Genomic DNA, 16,248 nt, shown 5'->3' with positions numbered 1-16,248 from the left:
CCGCATTTAAAATCTCGCCACAAAGCAAGGGAACTTTATGGTAAAATCCTCTAAAAGTTTGTTAAAATTCCCAAATCCAAAATAAAACAAAAGGGCAAAAGTGCAAGATTCTACCTTAAAAAACCTCCTGCAAGATTCTAAAGTCATCGCAATCGTTGGGCTTTCTCCAAATCCCGACAAACCAAGCTTTAAAGTCGCGCAATTTTTGCAGTCTAAAGGCTATAAAATCCTCCCTATTTATCCCAAAGGCGGAGAAATTTTAGGAGAGATTGCCCACCAAACCCTACAAGCTGCCTTTGAATCCCAAAGCAAAGCGGGAGTAAAAATAGATATTTTAAATATTTTCCGCAAAAGCGAAGCTCTGCCTCAAATTGCAGAGGAAATTCTCCAACTCAAAAACCCACCCAAATGCGTTTGGGTGCAGTTAGGATTGACAAGCGCACAGGCAAAGCAAACAATCCGCAAAGCCAATATAATGTATGTTGAAGATTTATGTATCAAACTTGAATATGAAAGGCTATTAAATGATTCCACTCTCTAAAATTATGGACGCCAAAGCGCGATTGGAGGGGATTGTGCAACACACAAAATTAGCATTTGCCCCCAAACTTAGCCAAATTAGCGGAGCAAAAGTCTATGTCAAACAAGAAAACCTACAAAACACAGGTTCGTTTAAATTGCGCGGGGCGTTCAATAAAATCTCCTCACTTAATCCCGATGAACGCGCTTGTGGAGTGATTGCTTCAAGTGCTGGAAACCACGCGCAAGGCGTCGCATACAGCGCAAAGCATTATGGAATCAAAGGCGTGATTGTAATGCCTGAAGCAACGCCTTTGCTTAAAGTTATGGGAGTCAAAGAACTCGGCGCAGAAGCGATTTTAAAGGGCAACAACTACGATGAGGCTTATTCCTATGCTTTAGAATACGCTAAAACTCATAATTTACAATTTATCCACCCTTTCGCAGATGAAGAAGTCATCGCAGGGCAAGGCACAGTGGCTTTAGAGATGATTGAAGACCAAAGCCATCTTACGACGATTGTCGTGCCTATTGGCGGGGGTGGGCTGATTTCTGGAATCGCAGCAGCTTACAAACAAATGTTGCCCCAAGTGCGAATCATCGGCGTTGTCGCAGAGGGTGCGCCGGGTATGTATCACTCCTACCACAAAAAAGAGATTCAAAGCACACAATCTGTCCGCACAATCGCTGATGGCATTGCAGTGCGTGATGTGAATCCTAAGAATTTTGAATATATTTTGGAATCCGTTGATGAAGTTGTTATGGTAGATGATGAAGAGATTGCCAACGCGGTTTTGTATTTGTTGGAGAACCAAAAATTAGTTGTGGAGGGCGCAGGGGCAAGTGTTGTCGCGGCGGTTTTGCATCACAAATTTGCCATTGGAGAAAACGAATCTTTAGGATTGGTGCTTAGTGGAGGAAATATTGATGTAACGATGCTTGGCAATATCATTGAAAAAGGCTTGGTGCGCTCCCACCGCAAAATGCGAATCTGCGTAACACTCATTGACAAACCCGGAAGCCTACAAAAGCTTAGTGATTTGCTCTCTTCTGGTGGTGCAAATATCGTCAAAATAGACTTTGACCGCACTTCTGCCGCGTTTGGCGATACCAATATCACAATGGTGCTAGAAACCAAAGGCAAAGAACACCAAAATGCGATTCGTTCGCAACTACAAAAACAAGGTTATGTTTTCGCAGAACTTTAAGGAATCCCAAAATGAAACCACAAACGCGCAACCTGCTTTGGCTTTGTTTGCTTCTTTGCCTAAGTTTGGGCGCGTTATCTTATTTGCTCAACACACTTAGCATTAGCTATAATGAGGCAAAGGAGTTTTTCAACCCGCGCAGTTTTGGCGGGTTTGCAGGATATTTTAGCACACAAATCTTCGGGCAAAACGATTGGGGATTACGTGTGCCTTTTTTGCTCTTGCACCTTTTAAATGCGTTTTTGATGTTTTTTTTCGCGCAAGGCTTTTTAAAGCGTCCTAGTGATGCGCTAATGTGCGCCTTTTTGTTTCTCCTAATTCCGGGTGTTAATGCCGCCGCACTTCTTGTTTCAAATAGTGGAATCGTGATTGCGCTAAGCCTTATTTTGTGCATTTGGGTGCAAAAACGCAGCAAGATTCCTTATCTCCTTCTTTTGGTTATGGCATTTGCAGATGAAAGTTTCGCGCTCGTATTTGTCGCCTTGATTTTTTATGGAATGGAGCGCAAACAAACATTTCTTATCCTCGTATCTTTGGGGCTTTTTGCGCTAAATATGTATTGCTTTGGGCTAGAAGTTGGCGGACACCCAAGCGGTTATTTTTTGGATAGCAATGGGCATTTGCTGTTGATTTTTTCTCCGCTTTTGTTTTTGTATTTTCTCTATACGCTTTATCGTTATTTCAACACAAACAAAAAGCCTCTAGCGTGGTATATCACAAGCACAACTCTTGGCTTTATTTGGCTACTTTCTATGCGCCAACGCGTGCAGACGGAATCTTTCGCTCCTTTGCTAATCTTGGCACTTCCTTTAATGGTGAATCTCTATTTTTCCGGGCTTCGTGTGCGTTTGCCTCAATTTAGGGCGCGTTATACGATTCCATTTTTAGCGACCTTTTTGATTTTGCTAAGCTGTAATGGAATCTTGTTTTTATCCAAGCCCCTTTTTGTTCTCTTTCCTCAAGCAAACGAGCATTTTGCCTTTCGGCATTTTATCGCCAAAGAACTCGCCCTTTCTCTCAAAGCTAAAGGGATTGATAAGGTGCAAACCACAGAAAGACTACAAGAGCGTTTAAGATTCTATGGAATCTCTAAAGGCACTCCTTTGCTTACAAGTAATCCACTTCCAAACGCCTCAAAGATTCCTATTCTTTATTACGACAAACCCATTATGGCGTTTTATCTCCAAGATTCTAAACTCCATTAATGCAACGCGCTTTTAGTCTGCTAGAAGTTTTGCTCACGCTTGGAATCCTTAGCGCATTAGCAACACTTGGTTTTGTTTGGTTTCCTGATTCCAAACTCCATTTAGCACAAGAGCAAATTATCGCGCATTTAAACTACACACGCTTTTTAAGCTTAAATAGCGTCAAACAAATCACGCAAGGAGCATTTTGTCAAAGCGATCATTGCAAGTCTGAACGCGAAAGATGGAGCGAATCGCTTTGGAGATTACAATTTTCCAAACTCCAAGATGTCGGCTATGCGTATTATATTTTTAGCGATTCCGCGCGTGCGGTTAGCACAAAGCACTTTGACGACCGCCCACGCGATGCGCACGAAATTGCGCGCGACCCTTTGGATAACAAATACCTCAACAGCTACAACTACGACAACTCCAAATTTGCCAATGCCTTACGTGCGGGAGATTTGGCAATAGCCAAACGCTATGGAATCCAAGAAGTTAAAATGAGCGGGGGCTGCGGAGAAAGCGAGGGTGGCAGGATTATGTTTGACGAATCGGGATTTTTGCGCTGCAAGAAACCCTACGAACAAGTGAGTTTGCCAAATGGGGCGGTGCGTTTGGAGTTGCGAGGCAGTAGCGGAAAAAGCGTCGGGATTTGCATTTTAGAAAGCGGAATCATCAAAAAATGCGATTAGAACAACAAAAATTTAAAACATTGTTTTGTGATTTTATTGCTTCACTCTTGCGCTTTTGTGGAATCGCAAATCTTCTTAATGGGGTTGTGGGATTTTATTTGTCGTTAAAATGTTAGCGCGTTTGTGTTGGTTTATGGCTTTGCATAAAAGGATTCTGCGACAATCTTGCATATACTTTTTGAAAATCTCGCAATATCACTAAAAAATACTGAAAAAAATTTCAAATTGTGTTACAATTTGGCATTTTATTTTCGGGGCGCAAAATTAAAGTAGAACAAAAGCAGAATCTAGCCAAAAAACACTTCGGGCAGAATTTCTTAAGCGACGAAAGTGTGCTAGAGAGGATTATCCAATCCATTCCCAAAAGAGACAAAGAAGTAGAACTCGTAGAGATTGGGACTGGCTTAGGTGATCTAACAAATAAGCTACTAAGCTTAGGGAATATCACTACTTATGAGGTTGATAAGGATTTGATTCCTTATTTGCAAAAGCATTTCAAGACCGCACTAGATTGTGGGCAATTAAATCTTGAAATAGGAGATGTGCTAGAGAGGTGGGAAGGCATTAGTCTGCGAGAAAAGCCTTATTTTCTTGTGTCTAATTTGCCTTATTATATTGCGACTTTATTGGTAATCAAAGCCATTAAAGACCCTCTAGCTCTTGGTTGCGTCGTGATGACGCAAAAGGAAGTGGCACTCAAATTTTGTGCGCAATGCGGACAAAGTGATTTTAGTGCTTTAAGTGTGTTGGCGCAAAGCGTCGGAGAGGCAAAACTGCTCTTTTGTGTGCCTCCAAGCGCATTTATCCCACCACCTAAAGTAACTTCCGCCGTATTTTTGCTAGAAAAATCTGTTGCCTCCTCCCAAACAACCATAGATTGGGACGCTTTGGAGGAGTTGCTAAAGGCTGCGTTTAGTGCGCCAAGAAAGACGATTTTAAACAATTTAAGCAAAGTCTATGGCAAAGAAAGGGCGCAAAACGCCTTAGCATTGTTGGAAATGTCTCCAACTAAACGACCTCATGAGATTGATACGACTAATTATCACCGACTTTTGAAAATTTTATAAAAGGCGGAAATTCTTATGGAAAAAAAAGAAATCAATGAAAACCAAAACCCAACGAGCCAAAAGCGCGTAGCAAATCCCACAGCCAAAAGCGCAGAGGGGGCTTCAGAAAGAAGCAACGAATCCCAAGCAAGGGGAGAAAAAAGAGAGAATCGCGAACCTAATAGACGCCATTTTAGACCGCGTCAGCCTAAAGAAACTAGCGAAAACAATGGGGCAGACAAACCAAGAAATGCCCAAAAACCACAGAATCGCAAAACACATAATCCAAGATTCAAAAAACAAGAAAATCCCCAAAATAAACCAAATGGCGAAACAAGGGAGAATCCAAGAGGAAACGCTAGAAGCAACCACAATAAATTTGATAAAAACTATGGAAACAAAGAAGTCAATGCGTCTAATTTGGAATTGCGCAAAGCCGTAAAACTCAACGCAAAAGTGCATGAAAACGCACTAACTTTGCATTCGCAAGTGGAAGTCAATCCCAATGGCAAGGTGCGCATTACTCCTTTGGGAGGCTTAGGAGAAATTGGCGGAAATATGACGATTATTGAAACGCAAAATAGCGCGATTATTATTGATGCGGGAATGAGCTTCCCTGATGATAGTATGCACGGCGTGGATATTTTAGTGCCAGACTTTAGCTATCTTGAAGTCATCAAAGACAAAATCGCCGGAATCCTCATCACACACGCGCACGAAGACCATATCGGCGCAATGCCTTATTTATTTAAAAAATACCAATTCCCAATCTATGGCACACCTTTGCCTTTAGGATTGATTGGCTCAAAGTTTGACGAACACGGGCTTAAAAAATTCCGCTCCCTTTTCCGCGCGGTAGAGAAGCGCAAACCCATTCAAATCGGGGAATTTGAAATTGAATGGATACATATCACACATTCTATCGTGGATTCTAGCGCACTAGCGATTAAAACAGAAGCGGGATTGATTTTCCACACCGGGGATTTTAAGATTGACCACACGCCAATAGATGGCTATCCCACAGACTTAAACCGAATTGCGCATTATGGTGAGCAAGGCGTTTTGTTGCTCCTTAGCGATTCCACCAACTCGCACAAAAGTGGCTACACTCCAAGCGAAGCAAGTGTAGGACCGGCATTTGATTTACTTTTTTCTCGCGCTAAAGGGCGTGTGATTATGAGCACTTTTAGCTCCAATATCCACCGCGTTTATCAAGCCATCAATCACGGGCTTAAATATGGGCGTAAAGTCGCAGTTATCGGGCGTTCTATGGAAAAAAACCTAGAAATTGCGAGGACTTTGGGCTATATTGATTTGCCCCAAAACATCTTCATTGAAGCCCACGAAGTCGCAAAATACGCTGATGAAGAAGTGCTAATCGTAACCACAGGAAGTCAAGGCGAGACAATGAGCGCACTCTATCGTATGGCGACAGACGAACACCGCCATATCAAAATCAAGCCAAGCGATACGATTATCCTCTCTGCTAAAGCGATTCCGGGCAACGAAGGCTCTGTGTCTAATATCCTAAACTTCCTTAACAAAGCAGGTGCGAAAGTTTATTACCAAGACTTTAGCGAGATTCATACGAGCGGACACGCAGCCCAAGAGGAACAAAAGCTAATGTTGCGCCTTGTGAAGCCAAAATTCTTTTTGCCTGTGCATGGAGAATACAACCACATCTTAAAGCACAAAGAGACCGCAATTAGCTGTGGCGTAGAGGAGCGTAATATCTATCTTATGGAAGATGGCGACCAAATGGAGATTGCGCACAACTACTTACGCAAAGTGCGCAGTGTGAAAACAGGCAAAACCTACATTGATAATCAAGTCAATTCCACAATCGCTAATGATGTGATTTTGGATAGACAAAATCTCGCAGAAAACGGAATCCTTGTCGTGCATATAGAACTTAGTAAGTCAAAAAACACATTGACTTCTAAACCGCGTATCCAAAGTATGGGGATTGTTGCCAACAAAGACACGATGAGTTTTAATAAAGAGATTGAGGAGTTTTTCACTCTGTTTGTCAAAACTTGTAAAAAAGAATTGTATAACAGCCAAAAAGCTATGGAAAACGAGATAAGAAACTCGCTTAGAAAGCTAATGTTTAGAAAAACCAAACGATACCCTACGATTCTACCTTTTGTAAATTTGGTTGGATAAAACTCTAGCAAGAGCGACGCATCTCCAACGCTTCCCTTGCATAGCGTCATTGCAAGGACAAAAGAAGAATCGCAGGTTGTTAAAATTATAGATTGCCACGAATTGCGTTGCAATTCTTGCAATGACGCAGAAGCAGAATCCCTTTAAGATTCCTAATGCAAAATCATTGCTCTAATACGCAAATTTCCTTTCGTTTCATCGCAAGGAAAGTATGCCAAGCCACGATAGTTACGATGATTGCATTTAACACAACGCCAAAGAATCCCAAATACATATAAAATGCCGAACCTCCTTGCACAAAAAGCTCCAAAGCACAAAGCGTAAAGGCAGAGGTTGGGAAAGTAAAAGCCCACCAAGAAAGTGCGAATTTGAGCTTCGTAAATACCCTAAAAAGGCTTATCATCAAAAGCATAAAAAACAACGCGACGCTAAAACTCGCACTCGCGATTCCATAAAAATAAGCAAAACCAAAATAAACGCTTTCCTCTACGATTCCATAGATAGGGGCAAATCTAGCATATCCTTCAAATAAAACCAAAATATCTAGCCCAAACACGCTAGGAGGCGCGATAAAGATAAATAAGGTCGGCAAAAACTTCTGCGGGAGATTCTCACCAAAGACAAGCCGAATCAGCAAAGCTGCATTGAGCAGAATCCAAAAGAAACTTCCCATTCCAAAATAAAAAATCAAGATTTCAAGAGGAATCAAGGATTCATTTTGATTTTGTAGATTCAAACTCATTCCCGCAAGTGGCACGATGAGATTGCCGACGATAGGGATAAACCACGCGGGATTCGCCATTTTTTGCTGCATTTCATTGACAAACCAAAACCGCACGACATACAAGCTAAAAACAAGTTGCAAAAATGCGCCAAAATAAAACAAGCCAAGCGCAAATCCTAGCGGAAGTGAGCGCGACAACATAAGCACAATCAAGGTAGATACAGAAATCGCGGCAAAAAAGTTAATCCGCACCGGGTGTTTTAATTCCTGTAAAAAAGCAGAATAATGCCGTATTATTTTTGCTAAATAAATCAAGACGATTCCACAAAACAACGCAACGCTTAGAATCGTAAGTGCGTCAAAAATCCAAACATAACGAGATAACTCAAAAACCCTTAATGCTTTCCCAACCACAAGCGTAAATCCGCCAATCCCCATAACCGCGGCAAAGAACATCACAGGGAAGTGCAAAAGCCACGAATGCGTATTTTCTGATTCTATATTTTGGTGTGGAATCTCCATTTTTCAGCCCTTTAAATCATAAGATTCAATGGCAAAATTATAGCCTAAAGTCAAGATTTGCAGTGTGATAAAATCACATTCTAAACGCTTTGCAAAGATGAATGTAAATTAAGGATTCTGCATTAAAAAGAAGAGGAGGAAAAACCGCCTACAATGGCAATGTGCCATTGCGCGGAATCCAACTAATAGAGGTCAAAATATTTTTGAATCTCTTTTGGGTTGTTTGTTTTGGTTAAAGCCAACATTAAAAGCACTCTTGCTTTTTGTGGATTGAGATTATTTGCGCTCACAAATCCTTGTTGCACTTCTTCCTCGCTAAGCGGAACTAATCCTGAACCAACGCGTGAGCTTTTGGCAACTACGAGTTTTTTCGCTTCTAACAAATCAATCAAATAGTTTTTCTGATTTTCATGAATGCTTCCCGCGCCACTTCCTGCGACAACTAAGCCTTTTGCTCCTGCATTTACAAATGCCTCCACAGCGACTTTTGAGCCATCATTAGAATAAGTATAAACAATATCTACTTTTGGCAAACTCTTAAGATTCCTAACATTAAAAGGCGCGTCTTTAGTATGTGGTTTGACGCTCACAGAATTAAAAAACGCCTTGCCATCTACGATATAGCCGATTTCTCCGCTATTGGGTGCTTTGAAAGTCTCTACATTTAAAGTATGTGTTTTGCTCACTTCTCTAGCGGAGTAGATTTTGTCATTGATTGCCACCATTACGCCTTTATTTCTAGCGTTTTTATCTCCGGCAAGTGCTACTGCATTGTAAAGATTCTTTGGTCCATCAGCACTGATTGCAGTCGCTGGTCTCATCGCACCTGTAAGCACTACGGGCTTGTTGCTTTTAGTTACAAGATTCAAGAAATACGCAGTTTCTTCCATTGTATCTGTTCCGTGTGTGATTACGATTCCATCAACTTTAGAATCCCCAAGCAACACATTGACTTTATTCGCAAGAGTTAGCCAAACCTCATCTGTCATATTAGAGCTATCAATGTTTGCCACTTGCTCACCACTAATATTTGCGATATTTTTTAACTCCGGCACTGCGTTAATTAGCACTTCAATCCCAAGACTTCCCGCTTTGTATCCTGTGGTCGCTAAATCGCTTTTCGCCTCCCCGGCAATCGTCCCACCTGTCGCTAAAATTACGATATTTGGCTTCGCATAAGCTGCCACACTCACTCCTAACACAAGCAAAATTCCGAAAAACAACTTTTTCATAATTCACTCCTAAAGTTTAAGATTTATTATTATAGCAAAAATTAACCAAAGATAAGTTGTATTCTAAAGTGATAAAGTTACATTTCTTTAGAATATTCTAGGTTATAATATATTGATTATAATCAAGGAGGCACTATTGAAGAAGTTTATATCGCAGATTCAAGATGTGAGCTTGAAGTTTAAAATCATTTTTGCAAGTTTTGCGGTTGCGCTTATTGGACTTGCCTTGGTTGTTATATTGGTCGGAAACAAAAATTTTGATTTCGCCAAAGAAACCACAACAAAATACGCACAAGCTATCCTCAAAAATCAAGCAAGGACAATAGAGGGGAAAATCAATTTAGGCTTTGAAAATGCTGCAAATATCGCTACTTTGGCAAATAAAAGCCTACAAAACCTAAAAAATTCAAGCCCAGATTCTCTTTGTGATTTTAGATGTTCTGCGATTCTTGATGGCTACTTGCAATCTATCATCAGTCAAAGCAGCCTCTACCAATCCGCATTTGTGAGATTTTATAATGGCGAAACTCACATAGCATTATCAGAAACCGCCAAAGAAACTTTTGCGCTACCAAAAGACGATGAAATCCAATCCTTGTTTCAAGGCAACAACACACAAGCGATTTTTATCCCAAAACTACAACCAAAACCAAAAGATAGCGCAGACAAAACTCCTCTTTATGCGCCTGTCTATCTGCTCAACAAAATCGTCTATGATTCCAAAACTATCGGCGTTAGCGGAATCCTATTTGACTTGAAAAAGTTAGGGAAAGAAATCAAGCAAATTAAAATTTTAGAAAGTGGTTTTATTGTTATGCTTTCCCAAGATAGCGTTGTTTTGCACCACAAATTTTTTCATTTATTTAACCGAGAAATGGAAAATGTAGATAAGGGCGCAAACAGACATTTACAAGAAGTCTTAAAGGGCAAAGAAGTGATTTTTGACCGCATTAGTCCCAACACCAAAGCACCTATTACAACGATTATGGAATCCCTTACGCTTGGCACGGGCAATAATGCGATTCGTTGGGCGGTTTTTGCCAATATCCCATTAGATGAAATGCTAAAAACCGCGAAAGAAAATCGCGCCTTTGCTGCGACTATCTCTTTGTTGGTTTTAGTGTTGATTTGTGTAACAATGTATTTTGTCGGGCATATTATTTACAAACGACTAAATCTCATCAAGCTAGGCTTACAGGGATTTTTTGATTATCTCAACAACAAAAGCGAAAACTTCCAAGACATTCCAATAATTTGCAATGATGAGCTAGGAATGATGGGCAAAGTCATCAACCAAAATGCCCAAAATATCAAATTTGGCTTAGAGCAAGACCAAATCGCTATCAAAGATTCTTTATCTGTTGCTGCAAAAGTCGAGCAAGGAGACCTTTGTGTGCGCATTGAAGCAAATCCAAACAATCCAAATCTTTTGGAATTAAAAGGGGTTTTAAATACAATGCTAGATTCTTTGCAATACCACATTGGTTCTAGCCTTGAAAAAATCGCACAAGTGCATCAATCCTTTGCCAAACTAGACTTCACAAAGTCTTTAGAAAATCCTCAAGGCGAAGTGGAAATCATCACCAACAAATTAGGCGAGGAAGTTTCCAATATGCTTCGCTTTAACGCACAATGTTCTAATACTTTGCACGAAAAAAGCAATGATTTAAAGGACTTTTTAGCAAACCTTGCCAAGCAATCTGATTTACAAGCACAATCTTTGCAAACTAGCACACAAACTATGTCCAAAATCTCTCAAGATATGCAAGAAAGCAATACGATGATTAAAGAAGTCGCAAGGCAAAGCGATGAAATCAAAAATATCTTAAAGATTATTCAAGAAATCGCTGACCAAACCAATTTGTTGGCATTAAATGCCGCTATTGAAGCAGCGAGAGCGGGGGAACATGGAAGAGGATTCGCTGTGGTTGCCGATGAAGTAAGAAAACTAGCCGAACGCACAGGAAAAAGCCTAAGCGAGATTGAAGCTTATACCAATACTCTTGTGCAATCCATCAACCAAACAGGAGAAAACATTAACCACCAAGCAAGTGCGATAGAAGAAATTACGCAGTCTATCGCTGAAGTGGAGAAAATCACCCAACAAAACAACCAAACTGCCAAAGATGTTAGCTCCATTAGCCAAGATGTTGCCAAACTCGCAGACGCAATCTTAGAGGATATTAGCAAGAAAAAATATTAATCAATCTTACAAAATGGATTCCAACTTTCACTTTAACAAAAGCGGAATCCATTGCCTCACAAACTCCTTAACCGCGCAATCTCATCACGCAACCTTGCCGCTTCTTCAAACTCTAGCTTTTTCGCGGCTTCGTGCATTTTTTTGCTTAACTCTTTGGTGAGTTTTTCTCTTTCGCTTTTTGGCATTTTATCCTTGCTTTTTTTGGCTTTTTCATAGAGGACTCCTAAATCTTGATTCTTCAAATCCTCATCAAGCTTTCTTGAAACGCTTTGTGGCGTGATATGGTGTTCTTGGTTGTAAGCAGCTTGTTTGGCTCTACGATAATCCGTAATCTCCATTGCTTTTTTCATTGAAGGCGTGATTTTATCGGCAAAAAGCAAAACATGCCCATTGAGATTCCTAGCGGCGCGTCCCATGGTTTGAATCAAACTTGTCTCACTACGCAAGAATCCCTCCTTATCCGCGTCAAGAATCGCAATCAAAGAAACTTCGGGCAAATCCAATCCCTCACGCAAAAGATTGATTCCTACCAAAATATCAAACTCCCCCGCCCTTAAAGCACGAATGATTTGGTTGCGTTCAATTGCATCAATATCAGAGTGCATATAGCGCACTTTTAGCCCCAAATCACCATAATATTTCGTGAGTTCCTCTGCCATTTTTTTAGTCAATGCAGTTACCAACACGCGCTCACCTTTAGCAATGACTTCTTTAGCTCTATCGTGCAGAATCTCTACTTGTCTATCAACTTCAAGCACTTCATAAGTTGGGTCTAGTAAGCCTGTGGGGCGAATAAGCTGTTCAGCAGTGTGTGCACCACTCAAATCTAGCTCTTTTTGTGCAGGTGTCGCAGAGACGAAGAGAAAATGCGGGGCTTTTGTGATAAATTCCTCATATTTTAGCGGACGATTATCTAGCGCACTAGGAAGTCGGAATCCATATTCTACCAACACTTCTTTGCGGCTTCTATCTCCTGCATACATTCCGCCAAATTGTGGCAAACTCACATGGCTTTCATCAACGATAAGCAAATAGGGTTGGTTTTTTTGTGCGAAATAATCTAGCAGAGAATAAGGCGTTTCACCGGGTTTTTTGCCTGTTAAATGTCGCGCATAATTTTCAATTCCCTTGCAGATTCCAGTCGCACTTATCATCTCCAAATCAAACTCCGTGCGCGACTTTAAACGCTCATATTCTACCATTTTGCCCTGTGCTTTAAAAAATGCCAATCTTTGGCTAAGCTCTTCTTCAATGCTTTTAATCGCACTTTTAAGCCTTTCTTCTCCTACAATAAAGGGATTTGCCGCATACAGCACAAAAGATTCTAAATTTTTAATTAGCTTCTTATCCACAGAATCCAAAAGACTTATGGATTCCAACTCATCGCCAAAAAACTCCAAACGCAACACCTCATCTTCACTATAAGCAGGATAAATATCTACTACTTCACCATTAACGCGAAAATCCCCTCTATCAAAAAAATTGTCATTGCGCTTATATCCCATTTCTACAAGGCGCAACAAAAGCGATTTTTGATGATATTGCTTTCCTTGTTCAAACTTCTCAATCATTTCCAAATATTCTTTAGGATTCCCCAAACCATAGTTTGCCGAAACAGAAGCCACCACAATGCTATCATCATAAGCCAAAAGCGAAGTTGTCGCACTAAGTCGTAGCCTTTCTAGCTCCTCATTAATGCTAGAATCTTTTTCTATAAACAAATCTTGGCGCGGAATATAGGCTTCAGGCTGGTAATAATCAAAGTGCGAGATGAAGTATTCCACATGATTTTTTGGGAAAAATCCCTTAAACTCACTATAAAGTTGCGCAGCTAGGGTTTTGTTGTGCGTCATAATCAAAGTTGGCATTTGCAGAGTTTCTATGATATGTGCCATAGAAAATGTCTTGCCACTACCGGTTACGCCAATAAGCGTTTGGTATTGGTTGCCACTTTTGATGAATCCGCTTAATGCTTTAATAGCTTCTGGTTGGTCGCCAGAGGGTTTAAAAGAAGAGTGTAGTTGAAACATAAATCACACCTCAAAGCTAAATTAAAACTAAATTTAACATAAGATTCCTTAGAAATCTTGCGTTTTTTTGTTAAAATGCTTAAAATAATGCTAAAATTAAAATCTATTTTTAAATGGCAAGGAAGTAAGGAATGGAAGAAGCAAAAAATCTCTCAAACAAACTACAAGAAGGCATTGACTCCCTGATAGAGCAGTTACAAAATTTACGCGATGAAAACCAATCATTGCGTCAGCAAATCGTGCTTTTAAAAGCAGAAAATGAAGCAAAAAACAGCGAAATCAGTTCGCTTTATGATGAAATCGGCACAAAAGAGCGTGAGCTAGAAAATGTGCTTAGCAAAATCCAAAATGTTCTTGGTCGCTAATGGCTGATATTTTTCGCGTTTGCATTATGGGTCGCTATTACGACATTCCTACAAGCGAAATTTCAAATGCGACATTGCAAGGTTTGCAAAGTCTAGTTGATGAATCCAACAATATCAACCCACGCGACCTTTTGCGCGTATTTTTAGAATACTCTGAAATCAACAATCTACTCAAAAACGAAATTGCAAACGCAAACCAAAAACTAGAAAATATAGAATCACAAACACAAAAAATATCGCAAGAATCCGCGCAGGATTCCAATCCAATCCAAACACAATCCAATTAATTTGCACAATCCACCCCCCTTTTTTTATCATATTGCTACACTAAAGCACAATTCCCCAATCCTCACTTATTGTAGCCAAAAACCGCTAGAAATTGGCACATTAGTAGAGATTCCATTAAAAACTAAACAGATTCAAGGAATCGTGCTAAAACCATGCGAAAAGCCCGAGTTTGAATGCAAGGAAGCTTTGGATTTGGGATTTTACTTCTCGCCTTTGCAATGTCAAGTTGCAAGCTTTATCGCAAGTTATTATTGCGCCCCACATTCGCTTAGTTTTAGCATTTTTACTCCTTTTGCAAACGATTCCATTCAAGATTTCCCACGCCTAAATTTCACACTCCAACCCCTAAATGCACAACAAAACCAAGCCTTAGAGTTTATCAATGCACGGCAAACTTCCTTGCTTTTTGGCGATACAGGAAGTGGCAAGACAGAGATTTACATTCATTTGCTAAACCAAACTCTAAGTCTTGGCAAAAACGCCCTTTTTTTAATGCCCGAAATTTCTCTCACACCCCAAATGGAAAAGCGTTTGTGCGCGGTTTTTGGGGATTGTCTTGCATTTTGGCATTCTAAAATCTCCCAAAAAGCCAAAAAGCAGATTCTACGAGACCTAAAAGACGGCAAAGTCCGAATCCTAGCCGGTGCGCGTTCGGCACTCTTTTTGCCTCTTGCAAAGTTGGATTTGATTCTCATTGATGAAGAACACGATGACGCTTACAAGTCCAATGCAAACCCGCGCTATCACGCGCGTGATGTCGCCCTATATCTCGCCAAAATTGCAAAAATTAAAATCGTGCTAGGTTCAGCCACGCCCCTTGTTAGCACTTATCATAAAGCAAAGGCACAAAACGCGCTCTTCCGCCTCAAAGGCACATATTTTGGCGGCAAGAAAAGCTTTTCTTTCTGCACGAGTAGCGAGGTTTTGGATTCTCATATTTTTGATGCGCTTAAAGAAAATTTTTGCGCTTCCAAACAAGCCATTGTGTTTTTGCCTACACGCGCTAATTTCAAACATTTACTCTGCTATCAATGCGGAGAAAGCATAGAATGCCCAAATTGCAGCATTAGCTTAAGTTTGCATAAGAAAGATTCCAGTCTCAAATGCCATTATTGCCATTTCACAAGAACGATTCCAAACGAATGCCCCAAGTGCGGAGGTGCATTGCAAAGTTTGCGTATGGGAACACAAGAATTTTCCGAGCATTTAAAAGCTGTTTTGCCACAAAGCAATATCGCGTGTTTTGACCGTGATTCTATCACAACGCACACCCAACTTAAACGCACACTAGAAGCGTTTAATGCGCATAAAATTGATATTTTAGTTGGCACACAAATGCTCTCCAAAGGACATGATTACCACAATGTCGCTTTAAGTGTGGTGTTGGGCTTGGATTATTTGCTATATAGCAGTGATTATCGGGCGCGCGAAAAGGCTTTGTCGCTGATGTTTCAGCTATCTGGCAGAAGCGGACGCAAAGAAAATGGCAAGGTGCTAGTGCAAACCCTGCACCAAGACTTTTTTGAAAGATTTTTGGGCGATTATGAAGAGTTTTTACAAGAAGAACTTACGCTACGCACCGCCTCTTTATATCCTCCCTTTATGCGCCTTGCTTTGGTGCATTTTAGCCACAAAAATCAAGAAAAGGCGCAAAGCCTAATGCAAAATGGGCTTGTTAGTTTGCAAACACAAATCCACACAGAATCCTTGCAAGTGGAGATTGTCGGAAGCGGAATCGCTCCTATTATGCGCATTTCTAGCAAATGGCGTTATTTGATAATGTTGCGTAGCCATAGCGCGAAAGACTTGCATTTGGCACTTTCACCTTTGCGCAATCTTCCTTGCGAAATTGACATAGACCCAATGGAGTTTGCCTAGATTTGCATTTGGGATTCTACTACTACACCATTGCGAGTGATTGAAACAAACGCGGCAATCCATGACGATTGTAAAATTTTCTGAATCCTTACATTATGGATTGCTATTTCTCTCGTTTCTTATTTTTAAATTCTCTTTTTAGCTTTGGCACTTCAAAGAAAAAGAATCGCAAATATGCAAATATTCGC

At 40.5% G+C, this 16,248-nt stretch carries 13 protein-coding genes; 10 read left to right on the top strand and 3 right to left on the bottom strand.

Features of this window, described 5'->3' with window-relative positions; genetic code table 11:
* The first annotated feature begins 100 nt into the window (after positions 1-100).
* The 6 genes from LS69_RS00065 to LS69_RS00040 all read left to right on the top strand — a co-directional run bounded on the left by LS69_RS00065 (position 101) and on the right by LS69_RS00040 (position 6,818).
* Positions 101-541, top strand: coding sequence for a CoA-binding protein (locus tag LS69_RS00065; protein ID WP_138121360.1), 441 nt, complete (start codon positions 101-103; stop codon positions 539-541).
* The gene (gene ilvA, locus LS69_RS00060) at positions 525-1,727 is read left to right on the top strand and encodes a threonine ammonia-lyase (protein ID WP_138121359.1); all 1,203 of its coding nucleotides are present in this window, start codon (positions 525-527) and stop codon (positions 1,725-1,727) included. Before LS69_RS00065 ends, ilvA begins: the two co-directional genes overlap by 17 nt.
* A gap of 11 nt (positions 1,728-1,738) precedes the next feature.
* On the top strand, positions 1,739-2,932 hold the full coding sequence (locus LS69_RS00055) for a hypothetical protein (protein ID WP_138121358.1): 1,194 nt from the start codon (positions 1,739-1,741) through the stop codon (positions 2,930-2,932).
* Complete coding sequence (locus LS69_RS00050; protein WP_138121357.1) at positions 2,932-3,606, top strand: type II secretion system protein; 675 nt, start codon at positions 2,932-2,934, stop codon at positions 3,604-3,606. The genes LS69_RS00055 and LS69_RS00050 overlap by 1 nt, the downstream gene beginning before the upstream one ends.
* Before the next feature lie 227 nt (positions 3,607-3,833).
* A complete protein-coding gene (gene rsmA / locus LS69_RS00045; protein WP_238699033.1) occupies positions 3,834-4,673 on the top strand; it encodes a 16S rRNA (adenine(1518)-N(6)/adenine(1519)-N(6))-dimethyltransferase RsmA in 840 nt (279 codons plus the stop codon).
* Positions 4,674-4,688: 15 nt separating this feature from the next.
* Positions 4,689-6,818 carry a ribonuclease J gene (locus LS69_RS00040; protein ID WP_138121356.1) on the top strand — a complete coding sequence of 710 codons (2,130 nt, stop codon included), beginning with the start codon at positions 4,689-4,691 and terminating at the stop codon, positions 6,816-6,818.
* 163 nt (positions 6,819-6,981) lie between these two features.
* Here the strand turns inward: LS69_RS00040 and LS69_RS00035 are convergent, their stop codons facing one another.
* Positions 6,982-8,064 carry an SLAC1 anion channel family protein gene (locus LS69_RS00035; protein ID WP_238699032.1) on the bottom strand — a complete coding sequence of 361 codons (1,083 nt, stop codon included), beginning with the start codon at positions 8,062-8,064 and terminating at the stop codon, positions 6,982-6,984.
* Between the two features lie 182 nt (positions 8,065-8,246).
* A complete protein-coding gene (locus tag LS69_RS00030; RefSeq protein WP_138121355.1) occupies positions 8,247-9,296 on the bottom strand; it encodes a type II asparaginase in 1,050 nt (349 codons plus the stop codon).
* 136 nt (positions 9,297-9,432) lie between these two features.
* On the opposite strand from LS69_RS00030, the gene LS69_RS11000 reads away from it, so the two are divergent.
* Positions 9,433-11,499 carry a methyl-accepting chemotaxis protein gene (locus LS69_RS11000; RefSeq protein WP_275050943.1) on the top strand — a complete coding sequence of 689 codons (2,067 nt, stop codon included), beginning with the start codon at positions 9,433-9,435 and terminating at the stop codon, positions 11,497-11,499.
* 56 nt (positions 11,500-11,555) lie between these two features.
* Here the strand turns inward: LS69_RS11000 and uvrB are convergent, their stop codons facing one another.
* On the bottom strand, positions 11,556-13,529 hold the full coding sequence (gene uvrB, locus LS69_RS00020) for an excinuclease ABC subunit UvrB (RefSeq protein WP_138121353.1): 1,974 nt from the start codon (positions 13,527-13,529) through the stop codon (positions 11,556-11,558).
* A gap of 131 nt (positions 13,530-13,660) precedes the next feature.
* Here uvrB and LS69_RS00015 point away from each other — a divergent pair, with 131 nt between their 5' ends.
* The 3 genes from LS69_RS00015 to LS69_RS00005 are packed head-to-tail and all read left to right on the top strand — an operon-like array spanning position 13,661 to position 16,060.
* Positions 13,661-13,894 (top strand): hypothetical protein, encoded by a 234-nt coding sequence (locus LS69_RS00015; RefSeq protein ID WP_138121352.1) that lies wholly within the window; start codon positions 13,661-13,663, stop codon positions 13,892-13,894.
* Entirely contained in the window at positions 13,894-14,181 is a 288-nt protein-coding gene (locus LS69_RS00010) for a hypothetical protein (RefSeq protein WP_194145348.1), read from the top strand. Before LS69_RS00015 ends, LS69_RS00010 begins: the two co-directional genes overlap by 1 nt.
* A gap of 1 nt (position 14,182) precedes the next feature.
* Complete coding sequence (locus LS69_RS00005; protein ID WP_138121351.1) at positions 14,183-16,060, top strand: primosomal protein N'; 1,878 nt, start codon at positions 14,183-14,185, stop codon at positions 16,058-16,060.
* Positions 16,061-16,248 lie beyond the last annotated feature (188 nt).

It is taken from the genome of Helicobacter sp. MIT 05-5294 (genome assembly GCF_000765675.1).
Lineage (GTDB): Bacteria > Campylobacterota > Campylobacteria > Campylobacterales > Helicobacteraceae > Helicobacter_D.
This window is presented reverse-complemented; position numbering and strand designations above follow the sequence as displayed.

Bases quoted from the DNA above. Each gene is read 5' to 3' on its own strand.
- ilvA (WP_138121359.1), top strand. From the start codon at position 525: ATGATTCCACTCTCTAAAATTATGGACGCCAAAGCGCGATTGGAGGGG.
- LS69_RS00055 (WP_138121358.1), top strand. From the start codon at position 1,739: ATGAAACCACAAACGCGCAACCTGCTTTGGCTTTGTTTGCTTCTTTGC.
- LS69_RS00050 (WP_138121357.1), top strand. From the start codon at position 2,932: ATGCAACGCGCTTTTAGTCTGCTAGAAGTTTTGCTCACGCTTGGAATC.
- LS69_RS00040 (WP_138121356.1), top strand. From the start codon at position 4,689: ATGGAAAAAAAAGAAATCAATGAAAACCAAAACCCAACGAGCCAAAAG.
- LS69_RS00035 (WP_238699032.1), bottom strand. From the start codon at position 8,064: ATGGAGATTCCACACCAAAATATAGAATCAGAAAATACGCATTCGTGG.
- LS69_RS00030 (WP_138121355.1), bottom strand. From the start codon at position 9,296: ATGAAAAAGTTGTTTTTCGGAATTTTGCTTGTGTTAGGAGTGAGTGTG.
- uvrB (WP_138121353.1), bottom strand. From the start codon at position 13,529: ATGTTTCAACTACACTCTTCTTTTAAACCCTCTGGCGACCAACCAGAA.
- LS69_RS00015 (WP_138121352.1), top strand. From the start codon at position 13,661: ATGGAAGAAGCAAAAAATCTCTCAAACAAACTACAAGAAGGCATTGAC.
- LS69_RS00010 (WP_194145348.1), top strand. From the start codon at position 13,894: ATGGCTGATATTTTTCGCGTTTGCATTATGGGTCGCTATTACGACATT.